This window comes from Novosphingobium lindaniclasticum LE124 (genome assembly GCF_000445125.1).
Taxonomy (GTDB): domain Bacteria; phylum Pseudomonadota; class Alphaproteobacteria; order Sphingomonadales; family Sphingomonadaceae; genus Novosphingobium; species Novosphingobium lindaniclasticum.
Genome location: NZ_ATHL01000024.1, coordinates 22,861 through 45,554, shown reverse-complemented (window position 1 = coordinate 45,554; position 22,694 = coordinate 22,861). Strand labels below are relative to the sequence as shown.

At 64.6% G+C, this 22,694-nt stretch carries 19 protein-coding genes and 1 pseudogene; 14 read left to right on the top strand and 6 right to left on the bottom strand.

What is annotated here, in order from left to right:
- Positions 1–87: 87 nt before the first annotated feature.
- The 4 genes from L284_RS27735 to L284_RS27720 all read left to right on the top strand — a co-directional run bounded on the left by L284_RS27735 (position 88) and on the right by L284_RS27720 (position 4,314).
- A complete protein-coding gene (locus tag L284_RS27735; protein WP_031341451.1) occupies positions 88–1,665 on the top strand; it encodes a sodium:solute symporter in 1,578 nt (525 codons plus the stop codon).
- Between the two features lie 28 nt (positions 1,666–1,693).
- Positions 1,694–2,584 (top strand): N-acetylmuramic acid 6-phosphate etherase, encoded by an 891-nt coding sequence (locus L284_RS27730; protein WP_021232535.1) that lies wholly within the window; start codon positions 1,694–1,696, stop codon positions 2,582–2,584.
- A 6-nt stretch (positions 2,585–2,590) separates the two neighbouring features.
- A complete protein-coding gene (locus tag L284_RS27725; RefSeq protein WP_021232534.1) occupies positions 2,591–3,319 on the top strand; it encodes a GntR family transcriptional regulator in 729 nt (242 codons plus the stop codon).
- 719 nt (positions 3,320–4,038) lie between these two features.
- On the top strand, positions 4,039–4,314 hold the full coding sequence (locus L284_RS27720; RefSeq protein ID WP_031341449.1) for an HU family DNA-binding protein: 276 nt from the start codon (positions 4,039–4,041) through the stop codon (positions 4,312–4,314).
- A gap of 253 nt (positions 4,315–4,567) precedes the next feature.
- Here the strand turns inward: L284_RS27720 and L284_RS27715 are convergent, their stop codons facing one another.
- Positions 4,568–5,662 carry a sensor histidine kinase gene (locus tag L284_RS27715; RefSeq protein WP_021232532.1) on the bottom strand — a complete coding sequence of 365 codons (1,095 nt, stop codon included), beginning with the start codon at positions 5,660–5,662 and terminating at the stop codon, positions 4,568–4,570.
- Between the two features lie 230 nt (positions 5,663–5,892).
- Here L284_RS27715 and L284_RS27710 point away from each other — a divergent pair, with 230 nt between their 5' ends.
- From L284_RS27710 to L284_RS27695, 4 genes are all read left to right on the top strand, one after another.
- Entirely contained in the window at positions 5,893–6,480 is a 588-nt protein-coding gene (locus L284_RS27710; RefSeq protein ID WP_021232531.1) for a cysteine hydrolase family protein, read from the top strand.
- Positions 6,481–6,552: 72 nt separating this feature from the next.
- The gene (locus tag L284_RS27705; RefSeq protein WP_081673872.1) at positions 6,553–9,726 is read left to right on the top strand and encodes a DEAD/DEAH box helicase; all 3,174 of its coding nucleotides are present in this window, start codon (positions 6,553–6,555) and stop codon (positions 9,724–9,726) included.
- 141 nt (positions 9,727–9,867) lie between these two features.
- The gene (locus tag L284_RS27700; protein ID WP_081673871.1) at positions 9,868–11,421 is read left to right on the top strand and encodes a sensor histidine kinase; all 1,554 of its coding nucleotides are present in this window, start codon (positions 9,868–9,870) and stop codon (positions 11,419–11,421) included.
- Entirely contained in the window at positions 11,411–11,776 is a 366-nt protein-coding gene (locus L284_RS27695; protein WP_021232528.1) for a response regulator, read from the top strand. Before L284_RS27700 ends, L284_RS27695 begins: the two co-directional genes overlap by 11 nt.
- A 78-nt stretch (positions 11,777–11,854) precedes the next feature.
- On the opposite strand, the gene L284_RS27690 is transcribed toward L284_RS27695, so the two are convergent.
- The 5 genes from L284_RS27690 to L284_RS27670 all read right to left on the bottom strand — a co-directional run bounded on the left by L284_RS27690 (position 11,855) and on the right by L284_RS27670 (position 16,743).
- Positions 11,855–12,646 (bottom strand): SDR family NAD(P)-dependent oxidoreductase, encoded by a 792-nt coding sequence (locus tag L284_RS27690; RefSeq protein WP_021232527.1) that lies wholly within the window; start codon positions 12,644–12,646, stop codon positions 11,855–11,857.
- Positions 12,647–12,658: 12 nt separating this feature from the next.
- Positions 12,659–13,843 carry a zinc-dependent alcohol dehydrogenase gene (locus tag L284_RS27685; protein ID WP_021232526.1) on the bottom strand — a complete coding sequence of 395 codons (1,185 nt, stop codon included), beginning with the start codon at positions 13,841–13,843 and terminating at the stop codon, positions 12,659–12,661.
- Complete coding sequence (locus tag L284_RS27680; RefSeq protein WP_021232525.1) at positions 13,843–14,436, bottom strand: SRPBCC family protein; 594 nt, start codon at positions 14,434–14,436, stop codon at positions 13,843–13,845. The genes L284_RS27685 and L284_RS27680 overlap by 1 nt, the downstream gene beginning before the upstream one ends.
- 130 nt (positions 14,437–14,566) lie before the next feature.
- Positions 14,567–15,307, bottom strand: a complete 741-nt coding sequence (locus tag L284_RS27675; protein WP_021232524.1) for a Crp/Fnr family transcriptional regulator — start codon at positions 15,305–15,307, stop codon at positions 14,567–14,569.
- Positions 15,308–15,849: 542 nt separating this feature from the next.
- Positions 15,850–16,743 carry an SDR family oxidoreductase gene (locus tag L284_RS27670; protein WP_031341443.1) on the bottom strand — a complete coding sequence of 298 codons (894 nt, stop codon included), beginning with the start codon at positions 16,741–16,743 and terminating at the stop codon, positions 15,850–15,852.
- Positions 16,744–16,919: 176 nt separating this feature from the next.
- Between L284_RS27670 and L284_RS27665 the strand changes: the two genes are divergently transcribed.
- The 6 genes and pseudogenes from L284_RS27665 (at position 16,920) to L284_RS27645 (ending at position 22,522) form a co-directional block, all read left to right on the top strand.
- Positions 16,920–18,743 (top strand): glycoside hydrolase family 15 protein, encoded by a 1,824-nt coding sequence (locus L284_RS27665; RefSeq protein WP_081673875.1) that lies wholly within the window; start codon positions 16,920–16,922, stop codon positions 18,741–18,743.
- Positions 18,744–19,185: 442 nt separating this feature from the next.
- A complete protein-coding gene (nhaA, locus tag L284_RS27660) occupies positions 19,186–20,601 on the top strand; it encodes a Na+/H+ antiporter NhaA (RefSeq protein ID WP_021232520.1) in 1,416 nt (471 codons plus the stop codon).
- Positions 20,602–20,976: 375 nt separating this feature from the next.
- Positions 20,977–21,180, top strand: a pseudogene (locus L284_RS27655) (DUF3131 domain-containing protein); the annotation flags it as partial.
- A 287-nt stretch (positions 21,181–21,467) separates the two neighbouring features.
- Positions 21,468–21,878: a succinate dehydrogenase, cytochrome b556 subunit gene (gene sdhC / locus L284_RS0123670; RefSeq protein WP_031341439.1), complete on the top strand. Its 411-nt coding sequence runs from the start codon at positions 21,468–21,470 to the stop codon at positions 21,876–21,878.
- A gap of 4 nt (positions 21,879–21,882) precedes the next feature.
- Positions 21,883–22,269: a succinate dehydrogenase, hydrophobic membrane anchor protein gene (gene sdhD, locus L284_RS27650; protein ID WP_021232517.1), complete on the top strand. Its 387-nt coding sequence runs from the start codon at positions 21,883–21,885 to the stop codon at positions 22,267–22,269.
- 58 nt (positions 22,270–22,327) lie between these two features.
- Positions 22,328–22,522: a hypothetical protein gene (locus tag L284_RS27645; protein WP_021232516.1), complete on the top strand. Its 195-nt coding sequence runs from the start codon at positions 22,328–22,330 to the stop codon at positions 22,520–22,522.
- The last annotated feature ends 172 nt before the right edge of the window (positions 22,523–22,694 follow it).

Below are 22,694 nucleotides of genomic sequence, written 5' to 3'. Positions count from 1 at the left end.
CCCGGTCACCTCCTCCTCCGGCCGGGCGCCCGCTTTTTTGCGAGGCTCTGAAATCTGCGTTCGGAGCCGGGTTCGGAGATGAATTCGATGACGCTGCCTTTCTCGATGGCGGACTGGCTGGTGATCGCCGCCTATCTGCTGCTGCTGGTCGCGGGAGGCTGGATCTTCACGCCGCGCAAGACCGAGTCCGCACATGACTACTTCCTGGCGGGCGGCAGCGTGCCGGCCTGGCTCGCGGCGATTTCGGTGCTTTCGGCGACCCAGTCGGCCGCGACCTTCCTGGGCGGGCCGGACTACGGTTATCACGGCGATCTCACCTATCTCAGCGGGAACATCGGCGGGCTGATCGGCGCGATCTTCGTCGCCCACGTCATGATCCCGCGCTTCTACGCCATCAAGGCGACCACGGCCTACGAACTGCTGACCTTGCGCTTCAGCGAGAAGGCCACCCGCTGGGCCGGGGGCATGTTCCTGGTCGGCCGCGTCTTCGCGGGCGGGGCGCGCGTCTATCTGGCCGCCATCGCGCTGGCCATGGTGATCACCGGCACGGTCGAGGCGCAAGGCATCATGATCGCCGCTGCCGTGCTGATCGTGGCGAGCGTGCTCTTCACCTTCGTCGGCGGGCTCAAGTCGGTGCTCTGGAACGACCTCATCCAGTTCGTGGTCTACCTGGGATCCGCGATCGCGGTGCTGGTGTTCCTGCGGCTTTCGATCCCGGCTTCCACCGGGGAGATCATCCAGGGGCTCGCGCATACACCGGAAGGCGTGAACAAGCTGAAGTTCTTCGATTTCTCGACCGACCTTTCGCGCCCGTTCTCGATGCTGGCGATCGTGCTCGGCCTCTCGCTGCTCTACATCGCCAATGCCGGGATGGACCAGGACACCACGCAGCGCCTGCTGGCCTGCAAGGATGCCAGGACCGGCGCGCGCGGGCTCTACCTGTCCGTCTTCGCGACGCTGCCGGTCGTGGGCATGTTCATCGTGATCGGCCTGCTGCTCTATGTGTTCTATGACCGGCCCGACCTGATGGGCGGCGCCACGGCGGCGGCGGGGAACCAGTTCGGCGGAGAGAAGATCAGCATCTTCATGCACTATATTCTCACCCAGCTTCCCGGCGGCCTGCGCGGACTGGTGACCGTGGGGATCTGTGCGGCGGCGGTGGCCACCACGAACTCCGCGCTCAACGCCATGTCCTCGGTGCTGGTTCAGGACTTCTACCGTCCCTGGCGCGAGAAGCGCGGCACCGCGCCCGAGCATCACTTCGTCTCCGCCGGGCGCGTGGGCATGGGGGTGATCGGCTTCCTGATGTTCGTGATGGCGGTGGTATCGTTCTTCTGGCAGCGTTATACCGACATGGGGCTGCTGGAGTTCGCGCTGCAGGTCATGGTCTTTACGTATGCCGGCCTGCTGGGTGTCTACTTTACCGCGCTGTTCACGAAACGCGGCACGACCGGCTCGGTCATCGCTTCGCTGCTGATCGGCTTCGTCACGATCCTGCTGCTCCAGCCGGCAATCGCCCAGGTGATCGGCATGCCGAGCGTGCTCAGCGGCCTGTCTTTCCCCTTCCAGCTCTGCATCGGCACCATCGTGGCCTTCGTGGTCTGCGCGGCGCCGGCCGGCGCCATCTCGAAGGACGCCGGCAAGCTGCTGGCTCCGGCCGAATAACGATCCCGTGAGAGGGATGAAGGATACTATGAATACTGAAGCGCTCGACGCCCGTTATCGCGATCTCGACCTCTGGCCCACCGAACTGGCGGTGGAAGCGATGCTCGAAGGCCAGATGGCCGCCATCGCCGCCATCCAGACGCAGACCCGCGCCATAGCCCGTGCGGCGGAGGCTGCTGCCGAGCGACTCGGCGCCAGCGGCCGCCTGGTCTTCGTGGGCGCGGGCACTTCCGGCCGCCTCGCGGTTCAGGACGGCACCGAGCTTTATCCGACATACGGCTGGCCGATGGATCGCATGGTCTTCCTCATGGCCGGAGGGATCGGGGCGCTGACCGAAGCCTATGAAGGGGCCGAGGACGATGTCGCGGCCGGGCGCGCGGAAGTGCGGGAGCACGGGATCGGTCCCGCAGACGTCGTGATCGGCGTGGCGGCCAGCGGCCGCACGCCTTATACCGTGGCCGCTATCGAGGCAGCCAGCGCGGCCGGTGCGTTGACCATCGGCGTGGCCAACAACCCCGGATCGGTCCTTCTGGAAAAGTCGGAGCACGGCATCCTTGCGGTGACCGGAAGCGAGATCGTCGCCGGCTCTACCCGCATGAAGGCCGGCACCGCGCAGAAGGCCGTGCTGAACCTGCTGTCCACCGCCATCATGCTGCGCCGCGGCCTCGTCTACGAAGGACGGATGGTGGCGATGCGCATTTCCAATGCGAAGCTCTTGCAAAGGGGCCGCGCCATGGTCCAGGATATCGCCGGGGTCGATGCGGAGGCCGCCGCTTCCGCACTCGAAGCGGCGGGTAACGAGATCAGGCTCGGCGTGATCGTGGCGCTGGGAGTTCCCGCGGGGGAGGCGAAGACACTGCTCGAAGCGAACCAAGGCGATCTGCGCCAGGTCATGCGGGTGCTGGAACAGCGAGACTGATCGGGCATGCGCGATATCGCCTGGACCCGCAGCGAGGAAGGGACGCCGCTTTACCTGCAGCTTGCCCGCAGCCTTCGCGAGCATATCAGCAGCGGGGCCATCGATCCGGGCAGCGCGCTCCCTTCCGAGCGAGACCTGAGCGAGATGGCGGGCCTGTCGCGCGTCACCGTGCGCAAGGGTATCGAGCAGTTGATCGACGAAGGCGTGCTGGTCCGCAAGCAGGGCTCCGGCACGTTCGTCGCCCGGCGGATCGAGGCGCCGGGCGCGCGGCTCAGCAGCTTCAGCGACGACACCCGCTCACGGGGGGAAGATCCCGGTGTCGTGTGGATCAACAAGTCCTATGCCCAGCCCACCGAGGAAGAAGCCGCGGCGCTGGAAATCCCCGCCAACGCGTCGGTCGCCCGGCTCGGCCGCGTCCGTCTTGCGGGGGGCGAACCCCTGGCGATAGAACATGCGGTGATCCCGGCCCAGTTCATGCCCGACCTTGGCGCGCTGGGAGATTCGCTCTACCAGGCGCTGGATCTCTATGGCTTTCGCCCCACGTCCGGGACCCAGCGCGTCCGCGCCTCGCTGGCCTCTCCCACCGAAGCGGGGATCCTCTGCGTGAAGCAGAACTCGGAAGTTCTGCGCATCGAACGCAAGACGCGCATCGGCGACGGGCGGATCGTGGAGTTCACGCGCTCCGTCTATCGCGGGGACCGCTACGAATTCGTCACCGAACTCAAGGAAATCTGAGCGGTCACGGCGAATAGCCGGTGAAGACCAGGTCGCATCCGGCATCCAGCCTCGAATGACAGACGAAGCACGACCGGGTGAGGGCTTCGCTCCGGTTGGGCTTGCCCTCCTCGAACTGACCTTAGCCCCGGCCGCCGCTACCCGGCCGGCCAGGTAGCGGCGGGAATCCTTCACGCTGGCCTGGACGTTGGTAGGTGTACCTGCCACGAAGGATTGCGGCGCGGGGAATACCGCGTCTCTGCGCCGCGAGGATTCGTACTGCCAGGCGAGGCGGACGATCACGGCGCCGTGATTGCCAAGGCTCAGTTGCGAGGGGACGAGCGCGGCGGCGGACGCCGTCTGGGCGGGAAACCACTCAGGAATGTGGCCGCCAATGCTGCCGTGCCGGACATGAAATCGCGGCGCCGGGGGCGGGTAAGGCTGGTTTCCTCCTGCATGACGGCCTCCTTTTCTCTGGAAAAGACACGGAGCGCAGCTGCATCGCATCCGCCCTCTAGATGGCGTGAGGTCTTGTGAGAAAAAGCGGCGAATGGCCAAAAAATCGCTGAAATCTGCGGTTTTTTCGCCTCCAGGCAGGATGCGGCAGGGGCATTGCATGGGCAAGCGGGGCAAGTGACAACCCATGTTATTCGCCAAGAAGCGCTCGGGTAATCGTGACGGACGGGTTTTAGCGGGCTAGAGCGGGCCTTCCACCAACTCTGATGGACAGGACGGAATTCATGAACAACAATGATATTGCTGACTCGATCGCCGAAACCGCAGGCGTGACCAAGGCCGACGCCCGCAAGATCGTCGATGCCGTCTTCACCGCGATCGGCGACGCGGCAGCCCGGGGCGACGAGATCTCGCTCAACGGTTTCGGCAAGTTCAAGGTGAAGGATTCGCCGGAGCGCGAAGGCCGCAATCCCGCCACCGGCGAAGCCATGACCATCAAGGCCTCGAAGAAGCTGTCGTTCTCGCCCGCAAAGGCGATCAAGGACAAGCTGAACGGCTGAGGACCACGGGGTGGTGCACGCGCTTCCAGGCGCCGAGCGCCACCCCGGCGATCCTGCCGATCGCTCGTTCCAGCGGTTACCGGCGAGCAGTCCCTCAACGAAGGGAAAAGGGCCGCTACCGGGGGTACAGTGGCAGCGGCCCTCCCGCCTGGCCATCCTCGTCCGAGGATGGGAGCATGAGCCCGTCAGGATCCGCCAAACCAACCCTGCCGCGTCCTCCAGGTTCCGCAGCATGATCCCTGTTACAAAGCCGTTACCGGCTGCAAGCGTCCGACAGGGTTCGAGCATGCACCACCAGCAGCGGATCGGCGGCTGACAGGCTATAGCGAAGACCCGCAGCGGCGAAGTCGAGCCGGGACTCTCCCCGGAATGCCGCCGCCACATGGTTCTCGATCAGATAGGAGCCGAAGCCGCGTCTTTCCGGCGGCTGCACCTGAGGCCCGCTCTCCTCGATCCATTCGAAAAGGAAATGGCGGCCCGTTTCGGGATTGGCGGCGCACCACCGGCACGTCACGCGGCCTTGCGCCATCGAGAGCGCACCGTATTTCACGGCATTGCTGGCCAATTCGTTGACGGCCAGCGCCAGGGCAAGCGTCTGCTGCTCGTCCAGACAGACGGCGGGTCCGGCGATCGTGAACCGGTCCAGCCCGATATGCGCCGCCAGCGTCTCCTTCACGACATCGGCGACCAGCGCCTCCCGGCGGCCGGCCTTTGTCAGCACGGATTGCGCGCGGCCCATGGCGGCGAGGCGTGTGGAGAGTGCCCGCCGCGCATCGGGCAGCGATGCGGCCGACCTCACCGTGCGGTCGGCAATGGCGCCGACGATCGTGAGCAGGTTGCCGATCCGGTGCGACAGCTCGGCATTGAGCAGTTCGGCGCGCTTTTCGGCCTCGACCCGCGCCGTCGTCTCCATGACAGTGTCCAGCATCCCCAGCACATGCCCGTCGTGGTCCCGCACCGGGCTGTAGCAGAATGTGAAGTAGGCTCGCTCCGGGGCGCCGCAGCGCTCGATTTCGAGCGGAAAATCCTCGATGAACGTGGCCTCGCCCGACAGGGCCCCTGCTGCGATCGGCCCGATCACCGGCCAGGCTTCCGCCCAGACGCTGGAGAAAGGCAGGCCGAGCGCGGGCGGCTTGTCCCCCAGGATCGGCGCATAGGCATCGTTGTGGAGCGTGACGAGGTCCGGTCCCCAGGCCAGGCACATCGGAAACCGCGAGGCCAGCATCATCGCCACGGAGATCTTCAGCACCTCGGGCCAATGCGCGATCGGGCCGAGCGGGGAATGGGACCAGTCATGCGACCCGATCGCCGCTCCCTGTCTGCCGCCGCCTTTCAGGAATTCATGCATTAGGTCGATGATCGTTCCCCCAAGGCCGATCGTTTTTCTGATTTCACCCTTAGCGCTTTCTGAGGGGGGTACATTATACTGGAGCAAGATCGGCCAGGGAGGGCGGCAGCGTCGCGCCCGCCTATGGGGCTTCGGCGCGGCGGCCGGAAACCTTTGCGCTCTCCGGGAACTTCACCGAAACCGCGACGGCAGGGCGCGCGGGCGCTGGGAGAGAGGAGGAACGCGCAGGCATGGAACCCGACACCTCGACCGATACGAGCGGGCATACGGCCTTGCTGATCATCGACATGATCAACCGCTTCGATTTCGAGGGCGCAGAGGCGCTCCTGCCGAAGGCGCGGGAAGCCGCCAAGGTCATCGCGGACCTGCGGCAGGAGGCGGTCAAGCGCGGACATCCCGTCATCTACGTCAACGACAACTTCGGCGAATGGCATTCCGAGCGGTCCCGGCTCGTCGCCCAGGCGCTGGATGGCGGAGAGGAGATCGCCCGTTTGCTGGAGCCTGCCCGGGATGACTACTTCGTCATCAAGCCGCAGTTCTCCGGCTTCTACGCTACCAATCTGCCGGTCCTGCTACCGAAGCTCGGCGTGACGCGGCTGGTGCTTACGGGCGTGGCGACCGACATATGCGTGCTGTTCACGGCAGCCGACGCCCACATGCGGGAATACGGGCTGTGGGTTCCAAGCGATGCGGTAGCGGCGGAAAGCGACGAACGGTCGCGCTGGGCGCTGGGCATCATGGAACATGCCATGTCCGCCTGCACGGATCCGGCGGGCGATCGCGGTACGAAACACTGGCCGCTACCAAGGTCGGGTTGAGCCGTCGCGACGGCCGTCTCGCAGAAGGGGCGCCCGCCGGGAACTTGCGGACGAAGTTCAGGTTGAGCCTTCATGCATGACATAGCCAGACGCGGCGCCGCGCTCTCCGCCGACCCTGCTTTTCCGGTTCGCCCGGCGCAGTCCCTCTCGGAAATGGTCGCCGTTCTGCTCGATTCCGTGGAGCATGGCGACGTGCTTTTCGTTGCGAGGGACGACCAGCGCGCGGGCGAGATCGCACGTTCGCTCAGCGCGGCCAATGGCGAAGGAAGCGTGCTCCTGTGTCCGGCCAGCGACGCCCTGCCGGGTGACGACGCCCCGCCCACGCCCGCCAATGCCGGCGCACGGACCAGCGCGCTTCGGCAGCTTCGGCGAAATCTGGCGAGCGAAGCGCGTCCTTTCGCGATCCTGGTGACCACGGGCGAGGCTTGCGCAAGGCTCTATCCGCCTCCTGCCGCATTCGACGCCGCGCCGCCCGCCGTGTGTCCCGGAGATCGGCTCCAGGCGGAGGAGTGGGAGCAGCGGCTGTGCGACATCGGATACTTTGCGGATGAGCGGGTCGACGAACCGGGCGAGTACGCCGTGCGCGGAAAAGTGATCGACATCTATCCCGCCGATGCCGAGCGGCCCTATCGCATAGAGCTTGAAGGCGATCTGGTCAGCGCGATCCATGCCTACGATCCGGTGTCGCAGCGTACACTCGATCCTTGCGACCGACTCGAACTCGGCCGCGCGCGCGAGCCGGCGCTGGAGGGCGGTGTTTGCCTGCTAGACCACTTTCCCGCAGCCCGCGTTTTCGTCGACGAAGGCGCCGACAAGCGGCGGCGCGCGCTTCTAACGCTTGCAGGCGAGGTGGGGCGGGGCGGCAGCGGACCGGCGGCCCTCTGCGCCGAGGCGGATTGGCGCGAAGCACTTGCCGCGCGGGACGTCGCGGAGCCGATCGGCGCCTTCGGGGAGACGCCCCGGCGCTTTGTCGAAATGGAGCAGCCGGCGAAATGCTTCGCGAAAGAGGCGGGCGCCGTTCTGAAGCAGGGCAGCGTGCTGGTGGTGGGAACGGTGCGGGACTTGCGTTTTCTGGCCCCGCGCCTGCGCAAGGCGCTTGGCCGAGACCCTGTGGAGGTCGGCACATGGCGGGAAGCGCGGGCACTTCCCGCGGGGTCGCTGGGGCAATTGGCCATGCCGCTCGCCCGAGGGTTGCGCACGGCCGACATGCTGGTCGTGGCCGCCGCCGACCTCCTTGGCAGCCGGGCGGAGCGGGGCGACGAACAGGTGGTGATCGCCGACGCCGAACTGTTCCGTATTTCGGAACTGCGCTGCGGCGATGTGGTGGTTCACGAGGATCATGGTCTCTGCGTCGTCGAGGGGCTGGAGGAGCAGTCCGGTTCCGGCGAAGCGATCGTCCTGCGCTTTGCCAAGGACACGCGACGGCTGGTTCCTCTTTCGCACGCCAACCGGATCTGGCGCTACGGCGCGGACGAGGATGCCGTCTCCCTCGACCGGCTCGACGGTTCGACCTGGATGAAGCGCCGCCACGAAGTGGAGGAGGCTTTGCAGGAAACGGCCTCGGGATTGCGGAAGCTCGCCAGGCAGCGCCAGGAGGCCGCCGCGCCCGTGCTCGAGGCCGATCCGGCGGCCTACGAGCGGATTGCCGACCGTTTTCCCTACACCGAGACCGCCGACCAGGCCCGCGCGATCGCCGCCGTGCGGGAGGATCTCGCATCCGGGCAGCCGATGGACAGGCTGGTGGTGGGCGATGTCGGCTACGGCAAGACCGAAGTGGCCCTCCGCGCCGCCGCGATCGCCGCGCTGGCGGGACGTCAGGTGGTGCTCGCGGTGCCGACCACGGTGCTGGCGCGTCAGCACCTGGAGACTTTCACGAAGCGCTTTGCCCAGAGCGGCATCGTGGTTGCCGGACTTTCCCGCCTTTCCAGCGTGGCCGAGAAGAACGCCGTGCTCAAGGGGATTGCGGAAGGCGGCATCCACATCGTGATCGGGACCGGAGCGGTCGCGGGCAAGCACGTGCGCTATGCCGATCTCGGTCTGGTGATCATCGACGAGGAACAGCGTTTCGGCGCCGGGGACAAGAAGAAGCTGCGTGCCATGGGGAGCGGGCATGTTCTGGCCCTGAGCGCCACGCCGATCCCGCGAACCTTGCAGAGCGCGCTGGTCGGCCTGCAGGATCTGTCGGTCATCGCCACGCCGCCCGCGCGCCGCCAGCCCATCCGCACGTTCGTCGGGATTTTCGAAGATCATCGCGTCCGGTCCGCGCTGCTGCGTGAGAAAAGCCGGGGAGGGCAGAGCTTCGTCGTCGTCCCGCGGATCGAGGATCTGGCCGCGTTGGAACGTCGGCTGGCACGGCTTGTACCGGAACTGACGATCATCCAGGCACACGGCAAGATGGCTGCCGGTGATCTCGACGACGCGATGGTCCGGTTCGCCGGAGGAGATGGGGATGTGCTGCTGGCCACCAACATCATCGAGGCCGGGCTCGACGTGCCCCGCGCCAACACGATGGTGGTCTGGCGGGCCGATCGCTTCGGCCTGTCGCAGCTGCACCAGTTGCGCGGACGCGTGGGGCGCAGTGCGCGTCGCGGTCAGATCCTGCTGCTGACGGAACCGGAGGCGCAAGTGGCGCCGCGCACGCTGGCGCGCCTGAACACGCTGGCCGCTCTGGACCGCCTGGGCGCCGGCTTCGCCATCAGCGCACGGGATCTGGACATGCGCGGAGCCGGAGACCTGCTGGGCGAGGAGCAGTCCGGCCATGCCCGCCTTCTCGGCGTGGACCTCTACCAGCATCTGCTCGGTTTGGCCCTGGCACGGGCGCGCGGCGAAACTGCCGAGGACGACGTTCCGGTGGTGAAGGCGGGCAGCGAGGGCATGTTGCCGGGCGCATGGATTCCCGATGTAGACCTCCGGCTCGGCCTCTATGCCCGTCTTGCGCGGCTGGGGGATCTTTCCGCGCTGGAGAGCTTTGCGGACGAGCTGGAGGACCGGTTCGGAACCTTGCCTGCCGAGGCGCTGCGCCTGCTGGACCTGGCGCGTTTGCGCCTGCTCGCCCGGTCGGCGCGCATAGGCGGCGTGGAGGCAGGCCCCGCAGCGATCGCCCTGACTCCCGCTCCGGGGCGACGCGGGAAGCTTGCGGCACCGGGGCTGCGCAAATCGAAGGAGCGCTATCTGCTCTCCGGGAACTACGAGGATGAGGAGAGCAGGCTTGCCGCGGCCCTAGATCTTGTCGCAAGTCTGCGGTGAGGCAAAAAAGCGGCGCGTTCTTAACCTCAAGTGTTGCGCCGCAGACCCCGGACGTCGATAATCCACCGGAGCAGATCGCAACCTGCGTCGCGTTGTCTGCTGCGCAACGCGAATGCGATAGTGGCCGGAGCCGAGTGAGCGATGTCGAAGCCGAATGTGGCACTGGAAAGCGACCGGGCTAGGGCAAGCGGCATGATGCAGCGGCTGGTCGCCCGGCACGATTGGAGCCCTACGCTGGGGCCACGTGAAAGCTGGTCGCCGGTTCTCAGCATGACGGCCGAGATGGTGCTCGGTCATGGCTTCCCGATGATATTGCTCTGGGGCCCCCGGCTCATCCAGATCTACAACGACGGCTACGCCGAGGTGCTCGGCCCCAAGCATCCCGCCGGTCTGGGGCAGCCCACCGAGCAGTGCTGGCCCGAAGTCTGGCACATCAACGGGCCGATCTACGAGCGCGTCCGCGCCGGCGAGACCGTGACTTACGAGGACAAGCTCTATCCTCTCGCGCGCGACGGCACCTTGCGCGACGCCTGGTTCACGCTGACGTACAGCCCGATCCGTGAGCCGGGCGATGCCGAAGTCGCCGGCGTGCTGGTCACCGTGTTCGAGACGACCAAGGTCCATGTCGCCGAGCAGGAGCGCGCGGCCATGGAACTGGATCTGCGCGAGGCGGAAGCCCGCTCGCGGACGCTGGTCGAAGGCATCTCCCAGGCCGTTTGGGAGGCGGATCCCCAGGGCCAGGTGGAAGCCGCGAGCGCAAGTTGGCGCGCCTATACCGGTCAATCCGGCAGGAGCGCGAGCGGCGAAGGCTGGATGGATGCCGTCCATCCCGACGACCGGGCAAAGGTTCGCAGCGCCTGGTTCGATGCCATGGCCTCGCAGCGGGGAGTCGATGCCGATTTCCGCCTCAGACATGCGGATACACGGGATTATCGGTGGACCAACCTGAGGGCGGTCCCGTTGCGCTACGCCGATGGCGCCGTGAAGAAGTGGGTCGCGATGAACATCGATATCCATGACGAGCGTGTGCTGAAGGAACAGCAGGAGGAACTGCTGGCGCAGTTGCAGCATCGGGTTCGCAACATCCTGTCGGTAGTGCGTTCGGTCTTCGCCCGCACGGTGGATACCGGGCGTTCGCTGGACGACATCGCCGATCATTTCCGGGGACGGCTGGACAGTCTGGCGCGGACCCAGGTGGGCGTGACGCGAACCGCCGCCGGCATGCTCGACCTTGAGAATCTGATCCGGGACGAACTGCTCAGCGTGGGCGAAAGCGACGGTCCCCGGCTGGTGATCGACGGCCCGGAGATCGAACTATCGCCCAAGACGGCCGAAGGACTGGGCCTTGCCGTTCACGAGCTCACCACCAATTCGCTCAAGTACGGGGCGCTGCGGGCGCATTGCGGCGATCTTGCCATCAAGTGGCGGCTGGAAAGATCGGCACTGGGCGCGCGTAGTCTCGAGTTTACCTGGGAGGAGTTCCGGGTGCCGACGGTCCCCGTGCAGCCGGATCATCTCGGGTTCGGCACCGAACTGATCGAACAGGCGCTGCCCTATCAGTTGAAGGCCACGACCGAACTGGAATTTCGCGGCGGAGGCGTGCGCTGCAAAATCAGCGTGCCTCTGTCGGACGAAGAGGGCATTCCGGCGTCGGGCAGGGCACGCGGACGGGGGGAACGCGAACATGGGCGATGAACTGGCGGGCAAGCGCATCCTCGTGCTGGAGGACGAATTCTACATAGCGTCCGATATCGACCGGGCCTTGCGCGGCGCCGGAGGAACCGTGGTAGGGCCCTTCGCGCAGGTGGCGGAAGGTCTTGCCAGCATCGAGAGCGAGACGATCGACGCTGCGGTTCTCGATGTCAATCTCCAGGACGAAAGCACGCATGCCCTGGCGGACAAGCTGGCGGACATGCGCGTAGCCTGCCTGTTCGTGACCGGCTACGACAAGGACTGGGTCGCTCGCCGCCACGGGGACGTGCCCTGCCTCACCAAGCCGGTGCGTGCCCAGACGGTCGTGAAGCGCCTGGGCGAACTGCTCGGCCGCTGAAGGGGAGGACGACAGGCCCCGCCAACTGCAGAACCTGTCGTCTTTCGCGTCGCGATCATGGGATCCCTCGGGTTCGCCTCAGTCGTTCTGCGGTTCTGCGGTTCCCGGCTGCGCCATCTTGCGGTGCATGCCGGCCAGCGTTGAGGCGGGGGTCACGTTGGCGATCGTCTTCTGGATCTTGTTCTTCCAGCCGGAGACGATGTGGGCCTCGCCCTTCATGAGAGCTTCCCAGCCGTCCTTGGCCACCTTGGCGGGATCGTCCTTGTCCTGGGTTCCCACGTCGGTGTCCATCATGTCGGCCCGCTCGAAGAATTCGGTCTCGGTGGGACCTGGCATCAGCGTGGTGATGACGATGCCGTCCTTCTCCTTCAGTTCATCGCGCAAGGCGTCGGTGAAGTTGTCGATGAAGGCCTTGGAGGCATTGTAGACCGCCTGGAAACTGCCGGGCAGGTAGCCGGCGATCGATCCGGTCACCAGCACCTTGCCCGCGTTGCGCCGGCTCATGTCCTTCAACACGGCCTGGAGCAGATAGAGCGTACCGGTGACATTGGTGTCCACCACATGGCGCCACTCCCGTGGCTCCTGACCCAGGAACTCGCGCCCCAGCCCGTGGCCGGCATTGGCGCAGAGCAGGTCGATCGGTCTGCCTGCTGCGGCCGCTAGAACCTCGTCGACGCCTTCGAAAGTGGAAAGGTCGGCATAGATGGCCTCGACGGTGCCCGCCTCGGCGCCGAGAGCGGCGGGAAGGTCTTCGATCGCCATGCGGTCGGCCACGACCAGCAGGTCGTAGCCTTCGCGCGAGCCGATGCGGGCGAGTTCCAGGCCGATGCCCGATGAAGCGCCGGTGATGACGGCGAACTTGCGTTGCATGCTGCTGGATCCTTACTGGGGTGCCATGCCGGGCTTGAGGACGATCTTGGTCACCTCGTTCTGCCGGTCGTGGAACATCTTGTAGCCTTCCGGCGCCTGCTCCAGCGGCAGGCGGTGGGAGATCAGGAACGTGGTATCGACCTTGTCGTCCAGAACCGCCGCCAGCAGACCGGGCAGGTAGTGCTGCACATGAGTCTGTCCCGTCTTGAGGGTGAGGCCTTTCTGCATGAAGGCGCCCAGCGGGAACTTGTCGACGATGCCGCCGTAGACCGCGGGCATCGAGACCCGGCCGCCCTTCCGGCAGGCGACGATGGCCTGGCGGATCGAATGGGTCCGGTCCGTGCCCAGGAAGGTCGAGGCCTTGATCTGATCGACCACGTTGTCGACGAAGAGACCGTGCGCCTCCATCCCCACCGCGTCGATCACGGCATCCGGCCCGATGCCGCCGGTCATCTCCATCAGGGCTTCGTAAGTGCTGCTTTCCTTGAAGTTGATGGTTTCCGCGCCGAACTTTCTGGCCAGTTCAAGGCGGCGGGGGAAGTGATCGATGGCGATCACCCGCTCGGCCCCCATCAGAAAGGCCGACTGGACCGCGAACAGACCGACCGGACCGCATCCCCAGACCGCAACCGTGTCTCCCGGTTCGATGTCGGCGTTCTCGGCCGCCATCCAGCCGGTCGGCAGGATGTCGGAAAGGAACAGGACCTTGTCGTCGTCGACGCCATCGGGGATCACGATCGGTCCGACATCGGAAAACGGCACGCGGACATATTCCGCCTGGCCGCCGGCATAGCCGCCGGTCATGTGGCTATAGCCGAACAGGGCGGACATGGGCTGGCCGTATAGCTCCATGGCGATATCCTGGTTGTCTGCGGGGTTGCCGTTGTCGCAGGCCGAATACTGGTGCTTGGAGCAGTGGAAGCAGGAACCGCAGGAAATCGTGAAGGGCACGACCACGCGCTGTCCCTTCTTCAGCGTGGACCCGGACCCGACCTCGACGACTTCGCCCATGAATTCGTGGCCGAGGATGTCGCCCTTCTGCATGGTGGGAATGTAGCCGTCGTAGAGATGCAGGTCGGAGCCGCAGATCGCGGTCGAGGTGATCTTGATGATGGCGTCGCGGGGATTGACGATCTCGGGATCGTCCACCGTGTCTACCCGGACATCGTGCTTGCCGTGCCATGTGAGCGCGCGCATCAGGCATTCTCCTCTTCGACTTGCTTTCGGGTCCAAGCGGACGTCGCGATCTCGCCGGTTTCCATGAGCTGCTTGAAACGGCGCAGGTCTCGCCGCGCCTGGATGGCGGGCTCGCGCTGGAAGATCTTGGCGATCAGCTTGCCCACCGCGCCGCCGGGAGGATCGTAGACGATGGTGGCGGTGACATAGCTTCCGCGCCCGCCCGGCGCCTCGCGAAACTCGACCTTGCCGCTGTTGCGCACTTCGGCATCCGGGGCCGAGGACCAGGCGATCGACGAGCCCTCGTTTTCCTCGGTGACGACCGAATCCCACTCGACGGTCTTGCCGCCCGGCGCCTTGACGACCCAGTGCGAGCGAACGGCGTCGATCTGCTCCACGCTCACGACGTTCTCCATGAAGGTCGCGAGCTTGGGAAAATCGCGCCAGTAGGCGTAGAGTTCGGCCGGGGGACGGTTGATCGTCACCGTCCTCCCGATCAGCGTGTCGCCGCTCGAGCCGTCGAGGCGATCTATCTCGCTAGCGACGACATCGTCGTTCTTGGTGGTGCTTGGTGGAGCGCTGTCACGCCCGTTGGAATCCTGCCAACCGGTCACGGGAATACCTCCTTGTTGATGGCCCGCTAACGGCCGCCCGCAGGGGGCGTTCCGCAGATCGGCAGGAGGAAGGGACGCCCCGTGCAGAACTTGATGTCGATCGATTTACGCCCCCAGGGCGCCCCGGCGCTCAGAACCGGGAGGAGTTGTCGAGCCGGGCCCAAGCATCGTGACCGGCGAAATCGGGCGGAAAGCTGGCGGCGAGGCGTTGCAGGCCGGCGAAATCCAGAACTTCGATCCGGCCTCTTCCCCGGCTGATGCAACCGGTTTCGTCCAGGCTCTTGAACGTCCGGTTGATGTGGACGGTCGACATGCCCAGGAGTTCGCCCAGTTGCTGCTGCGTGATGGGAAAGTCGAAGCAGCCGGCCTGCGCAAGACCTGCCGCCTGCAGACGATGATGCAGGTCCAGCAGAAAGGCCGTCAGGCGTTCCATCGCCGATGTCGCGCCGACCCAGGAGAGCTTCTGCATCAGCGCCACCCGCTCCTTCTGCGTGCTGAGGAACAAGGCCATGGCCAATCTAGGCAGTTCCCTGAACATCCTGCCGATCGCGGCATTGGGGAACGAGCAGATCGTTGCGTCGGTCAGTGCTTCCAGCGTCTCGCCTGCGTGGCTGAGGGCCAGACTAGGGAAACCCAGCATATCGCCGGGTAGGTGAACCTTGACGATCTGGCGGCGGCCGTCGCGCAGCAGCAGCGAAGAACCCGCCCAGCCGTCGAGCAGGAAGAACACGCCTTTCACCGGCTCTCCCTCCTGACGGATCGGCTTGCCGCGCGCGATCCGGCGAGAGTCGACGAGCCACCCGCGCGCCATTTCGGCCTCTTCAGCGGAGAGCGGCACGAATTCGACAAGACGGTGAAAAGGGGGCTGCATGAAGGTGCTCCGAAGATAGTGGAGCCCATCGGGCAGCAGCGGAAATGCGGCATTTACATATATTAACAAGGCCGGCGATCTTCGCACCGCTATCCGTAAAGCGGTTTGCAGGCGGTCGACGAAAGGAGCGGCAAGCCCTTTTTTGTCCGGGATTTGCCGCCGCCGCCTTGCCCCTCGGCGGCGTACCTGCTTCTAGAGCGGTTGATCCGATTGCATCGGATCAACCGCTCTAACTTTCTGGTTCTACGCATTTTCCGAGTCATCAGGTGATTCCACCTGATTGGAAAATGCTCTAAGTGTGCTTTCCGGATCCTGCGGCAAGCCGCCGCATGCGGGCAGGAGACGCAGTAAGCTGAGGGCTGTCCGTTTCATGTCGTGCGCCGCGTTTGTTGATCACGTTCGTGAGAAACGGGCGAACGATTGTGCTGTTTCGTGGACATACAACGGGGCAGGGTAGAAGGACCCTCCGGTCAGGACCTCCAGGACCTTGATTGAGCAGCCGGCGAGCGGCGATCCGGATTTCTCCGGATCGCCACTTGGCGTCACGCGATACCGGCGCCGCCCGTCACGCCGTAGACTTCTCCAGTGATGTAGCTGCCCTCCTGCGAAGCGAGCAGGACATAGACCGGTGCGATTTCGACTGGCTGCCCTGGGCGGCCGAACTGGCTCTGTTCGCCGAACTTGGCGACCTTGTCCTGCGGTTGGCCGCCGCTCGACTGAAGCACGGTCCAGAACGGGCCAGGCGCGACGACGTTGGCCCGGATGCCTTTCTCGATAAGCTGTTTGGCGAGAGCCTTGGTATAGGCGACGATTCCCGCCTTGGTGGTGGCGTAATCGAGCAAGATGTCCGAGGGCTCGTAGGCCTGCACCGAAGCGGTGGTGATGACGGCCGCGCCGGCAGGCAGGTGCGGCACGGCGGCCTGCGCGATCCAGTGCAGCGCGTAGAGGTTGGTCTTGAGCGTCTTGTCGAAATCCTCTGAGCTGACTTCGGCGATGTTCTCGCGGAACTGCTGCCTGCCTGCGTTGATCACGAGAATGTCGAGCCCGCCAAGACCGTTTACGGTCTCTTCGACAAGCTGCCTGCTCCACGCCTCGTCGGTGATGTCGCCGGGCAGCGCGATGGCCTTGCGGCCTTCGGCTTCGATGAGCGCGATCACCTCCTGCGCGTCCTTCTCCTCGCTCGGCAGGTACGAGATCGCGACGTCGGCACCTTCCCGTGCATAGGCGATCGCGGCAGCCCGGCCGATGCCGGAATCGCCGCCGGTAACCAAAGCCTTCCGACCCTTGAGTTTGCCTGCGCCGACATAGCTTTCCTCACCATGGTCGGGCTTGGGATCCATCTCTGCGGCTATGCCGGGAACGGGCTGCGGCTGCTCGGGGAAAGGCGGCTTGGGATACTGCGTACGGGGGTCTTGCAGCGCGAGGCGGTCAGCCATGATAGCTCCTTGTATGTTGAACGGGCGCGGCCTTTTCGGAAGCCGGCACACGGGAAAATTAAGGGCGGAGCCGCGATCCGGTTCCAGCTGGGCGCGGGAAATTTGATTTCGTACGAACCGCTTGCAACCTGGATCAGGATGGCGTGACGTTCGTTGTGCTGCGGTATACCAACGCAATGAAAGAAGCTGCCATCACTCCTGTTTTCAGACATACCCGCACTCCGATCCGCGACGATGAGGGCTACCTCGATCTTCATGAATACGGCGCATTGGGAGAGGGGCGTTCGGTGGCGTTGAGCGCCGCAGATGGATCGATCGACTGGTGGTGCGTGCCCAACCTGGACTCCCCGCCGCTGTTCGACCGCTTGCTCGATCCGGATGATGGAGGGTTCTTCGCCATCGCGCCGATCGGGGAATTCACCGCCGAACGGGCTTACCGTACCGAAAGCAATGTGCTGGAGACGGTATTCTCGACGTCGTCCGGCAGAGCGGTGCTGGTGGAATCCCTCAACAGCGGGACGGCGGGCCGTCTGCCCTGGTGCGAACTTGCAAGGCGGATCGAAGGGCTGGAGGGAGAAGTCGATTTCAAGATCGAACTGCGCTTTGGGCGCCGGGCAGGGCTTGTCTCGCCCTACATTCACAAGATCGGCCCGCGCAGCGTCTTCCATGCCGGGGCTGTGCTGGGGCTCTTCCTGCACAGCGAGGGCATCCGGATCGATCGTTCGGACGATTGCGGTGTCGAGGCGAAGTTCACGGTGGGAGCTGGCGCATGGGAGCTGGCGGCGATCGTCGCGGGCGAGGACGAGCCGCTGGTCGCGCCTTCGATCGACCAGATCAGCGAGCGTCTGGACATATCGGATCAGGAATGGCGCACCTGGGCTTCGCGGATCGCTTATGATGGGCCTCGCCGCCATCTCCTCATGCGCAACGCGCTTGCGCTCAAGCTGCTGCTCTACTCACCGAGCGGCGCTATCGCGGCGGCGGCGACATCCTCCCTGCCTGAGCGGGTGGGCGGCACGAAGAACTGGGACTATCGCTACGCCTGGGTCCGCGACGCCGGATATACGATCAAGGCGTTCCTCGCGATCGGTGCGGAAGCGGAAGCCAAGGCGGCGTTCACCTGGCTGCTCAAGCAGCTCGGTGAGGTTGGACCGGCCGTCTGCTATTCGCTGTCGGGCGGGCCTGCGCCCGCGGACCGCCGGATCGACGTGCCCGGCTATCGGCGATCACAGCCGGTCGTCACCGGCAACCGCGCGACCGAGCAGCTGCAGCATGGGATATATGGAGATATCTTCGAGACGGCCTCCCGCTTTGTCGCCTGCGGGAATATCCTCGATGCCAAGACCGCGCGGACGCTGTCCGACCTCGCGGACATATGCGCGGACACCTGGATGCAGAAGGATGCAGGGATTTGGGAACTGCCGGAAGCGCAGCACTACACGATGTCCAAGGTCAGCTGCTGGCAAGCGCTGGCGCGGGCGGTCGAACTGGCCGACGAAGGGCAGCTTCCTACGACTTGCCGCGACCGCTGGGGGCGCGAACGCGATCGCATCGCGCGGTGGATCGACGAGAACTGCTGGTCGGAGGAAGTGGGTGCCTACACGTTCTATCCCGGCACGACGCGCCTGGACGCCTCGCTGGCGCTGGCGGTGCGGTTCCGGTTCGACGGGCAGGAACGCCTGGCGCGCACCATCGCCGCGATCGACCGTGAACTTGCCGCCGGGCCGCTCCATTATCGCTACAGCGGAGCAGATCAGGAAGAGGGATGCTTCCTGGCCTGCTCCTTCTGGATGGTGGAAGCCAAGGCTATCTTGGGTCAACGCCAAGCCGCAGAGTCTGCGTTCGACGAACTGGTCCGCATCCTCTCTGTAGGCGACGGCGTTTACCCGGAAATGATGGACCCTCAGAGCGGCGAATACCTTGGCAACATCCCCCAAGGCCTCACACATCTTGCTGCCGTTCACGCGATCATGACTTTGGAAGAAGTGGAACGCGCATGAAATTCGTGCGGAGCAGCAACATTTCTTCAAACGTCGGAGCACGCCGATCATTATAGGCTTGGGACTCCTCCTTGCGATGATTAGCCCCAACGCTTCAATCCGGCTGGCGGGAAACTGCAAGAGCTGCGTTCGCTTTTCACCTAAGGCCGATGTAGCTTCGCTTGAACCCGGCTTTGCGCGGGCTTCTCGTTCTCACTCACGTGATACAAGACTTTGCCGACCGATTATCCTGCAGGCGATGCCTGTGCCGACCACGAAGAGCGTCATGGGTCTGGCCGTTAGCGCGGGATTGTTCCGGAAGCTGGATGCTTCCCTCATCCATACCGAATATGATGACGATTAGTTTATGAGCGCCGGTGCAACATTCGCCGCCGAACGCCGGTTCTGGGGGGCATGCATGCGCCATCCCTCATGACCGCGCCCTGCAGGGCCCTCGTATAGAATGGCACTGACACCTCGCCACTCGGGACGCATCGAGGCGCGTGCGCACCATTCGCCGTCGGCTGCGTTGCTGAGGAAGATAGAGCCTTTCTTCGTTATAGGTCAGGTCTCCGGCGGGCCTCTGGCGATCGCCTCGATCTTGGCGCTGGTACTCGTCAACGGACCTTTCGGCGGCACCTATGTCGGGATCTGGGATCAGGTGCTGCGCATCAGCTATGGCGATTATGTATTTGCCAAGCCGCTGGCAGAGTGGATCAACGATGCGCTGATGCCCTTGTTCTTCCTCATCATCGGCACGGAGGTGAAAAAGGAATTCGCGAACGGATCGCTGACGACGGTTGGAACCGCAGCTTTGCCCGTCGCCGGCGCCATCGGCGGGTTGATCGTTCCGGTGGCCATCTACCTCGCGCTGAACCTCGGGACCGAGTTCCAGAGCGGATGGGGCATAGTGGCGGCAATGGATACGGCCTTCAGCCTGGCCATCGTCGGCATGTTCACCACGCGATTGCCGGCCTCCGTTCGCGGCGTGCTGCTGGCATTTGCTGCAATAGACGACGTCTTCGGCCTTCTGGTGATTGCCATCGCCTACACTACGGCGCTTGAGCCATGGTATCTTTTCGCTGCCGGGATAGCCTATCTCTCGATACTGGGCCTGCAGCGCATGAAGTGGGCGGCAAGCGCGCCTTACGTCGTCTTGGGGCTGATCGTCTGGATCGGCGTGCTGGGTTCGGGCGTGCATCCCACGATCGCCGGCGTGGCGGTGGGTCTGCTGCTGCCGGCCAGTTCACGTCTGTCCGGCCGACGGTTCGCGCAGCGCGTGCAGAGGCCCGTCGATGAGGTGAAGGAGGCGCAGGCGGCAGCCGAACAGGCACAAGACCCGGAAGCGGCGAAGAAACACGAGGTGAGGGCGGAGCGAAGCTTGGGGTATATTCAGGAAATGGCGGCGGCAACGGATCAGCCTGCGGATCGGCTGATAAGGATCCTTACGCCGTGGGTGTCCTACCTTGTCCTGCCATTATTCGCGCTTGCGAATGTCCGCATCGTTTTCTCGCCGTCCGTCATCTCTGAGGCGGTGCACTCCCCCTTGGCTCTCGGCATCATCCTCGGCCTGGTAGTTGGAAAGCCCCTGGGCTTCATGAGCGCGGTGTGGCTGGCCGTTCGGCTGCGGGCTGCACAGCTTCCCGCAAATATGGACTGGACTATGCTGCTGGGGGTCGGGACGGTGGCCGGCATCGGCTTCACTCTGTCCCTATTCATCTCCGAACTCGCATTCGCAGAGGTTCAGCAGACCGAACAGGCGTCGCTGGCGATCCTCGCCGCCTCGGTAATGGCCGCGATCATCGGATATGTCGTGTTCTGGCGAGCGGCAGCCAAGAACCCGGCCGCGACTGAGCAGGACGACGATGCCGGTGGATAGAGGCCAGATTCACGCACCTCCAACTGACCGTTCGTCAAATCAGAACTGCAACGATCAACACGCACCCTGATCCAGTCGATGCCGTGGAGCGATCGTTGAAGGCCGATGCGGTCCGGCGCAGCGCCGAGTTCCGCCTCCATAGCCTCCGCATTCCTGGGCGTCGCGCGATCGAGCGCAGTTTGCAGGCACTGCTGCGCAATCCGCAGCGTTTTATGCCGCACTTGCCGCGTGGAGTTGGTCCGCCATGACCGGCTTTCACCGAGCAGCGCCGCCCATTTTTCCCCGTATTTCGTCTACGACACTGTCTTCGCTGATGGAAAGGCTTGAGCCACGGCCAGCGCGTCGGGGAACCCGGTTCCCGGCGCCGTCGCGCTCAAGGCGGCGGTAGGCTTGTGGGTGCTCTGGCCAACGGCTTACACGGACCGCCTCTCCAAGGAATTCGATCCCGAGAAAGGCGTCTACCGCGTCCCGGAAGCGGGCGAGCGGATCGGCACCTTCACGGCCAACAACAACGGGATCATACTGGAAGCGCTCGCTTATAAAGTGAAAGGTCCATTGCTGCGATCAAACGCCGGATAACGCCTAACCTTCCGGTTTCACATTTTCCGAGTCATCAGGTGATCCCACCTGATTGGAAAATGCTCTGGACGCGGCTTCCGACGGCTCCCGGCGGCTTTCATGATCAAGAGCAATCCCATGCGGGGAACGGATCGGACCATCGGACGTGCGAGGCTTTTTGTCTCCCGCGCTAATCGGGTGCGCTTTGCGGCGCATTTTCGAAACAACCCTGGGCGACGGAGCATGACGATAGCCCTTCAGCCTGCATGTGTTGTTGATCCAAAGCCCGCGAAGGGAGAGCCGGCGCAATGCTGAACGATAGGCGGCCACCACGGCCCACTGCCCCTCATCTGATGGACGGTCCACGTTTTCATTGGCGCTGGGGGCCGCATATGCTGGTTTCCATCCTGCATCGCGTTTCCGGAACGGTCCTGTCGCTCGCAGGCTTGCCGATCCTCATCGTCTGGCTGGGAGCTCTCGTCGCGGGCCCGGACACTTATGCTTCCTTCGCGGGAGCGACCGAGACGCTTCTCGGGCGCTTCGTGCTGTTTGTCGTCAGTTGGGCTTTCTTCATGCACATGCTCTCCGGGCTGCGCCACTTCGTGCTCGACGCCGGTGCGGGGTACGAACTGCAAACCAATAAGCGCTGGGCTCTCGTCATTCTGGTGGCGGCGCCCCTGATGACGGTCCTGTTCTGGATTCTTGTCTTGTCGAGGTAAGCTCATGGCTGCAAACAAGGGCACGCCTATCGGCCGTGCGATCAATCTGGGTTCCGCCCATCACGGCGTTCAGCACTGGCTTCGCCAGCGGGCAGCCTCGGGCTTCAACCTGTTTCTGGGTCTCTGGCTCGTCTTTTCGCTGCTGATGCTGCCGGACCTTGGCTACGCAACCTTGCGGGACTGGATGGACGGTCCCATCCCGCCGATCGCATTGGGCCTGCTGGCGATCACCGCCGCCTGGGAGACGCGGCTGGGCCTGCAGGTGGTGATCGAGGATTATCTGAAAGGCGCCGACAAAGTTGCTGCATTGTCGCTTTTGCATCTGTTCGCGGCCGGGGTCACGGCTTCCGGTCTGTATCTCGTCGTCCGGCTGATCGCCGACAGCCGGTAAGCGGCAACGGCGCTGCTCACCCGGACTCATGGATTCATCAGGAAGAAAGGAAGTTTCAATGGCGCAGAAAGGTGCAGGCGGCAATTCGGGAGCCGTGACGAACAAGGGCGGCGACGGTGCTCAGGGGAGTACCGGCACCGGCCGGGGCGGCGGCAAGTCGGGCGGCGGGACGACGGGCGAGCGAACCCGGCAGCAAGATACCGAAGCCGGGAAGCGTTCGGGCGTAGGCGATCAGGAGGAGTGGAAAGACTAGGGCGCAAACTCGTAAATGGCACCGTCGAGGCATTTGGGCGTCTTCGGATTGACGCAAAATGGTCCATCGCTTCGTCAGGAAACGTTGGGATACGGAAGTATCCCTGCGGCTTCCTTCCTCGCGCTGAACCAAATTGCCTCAAACCTCGATGGTGCCATTTATGAGTTTACGC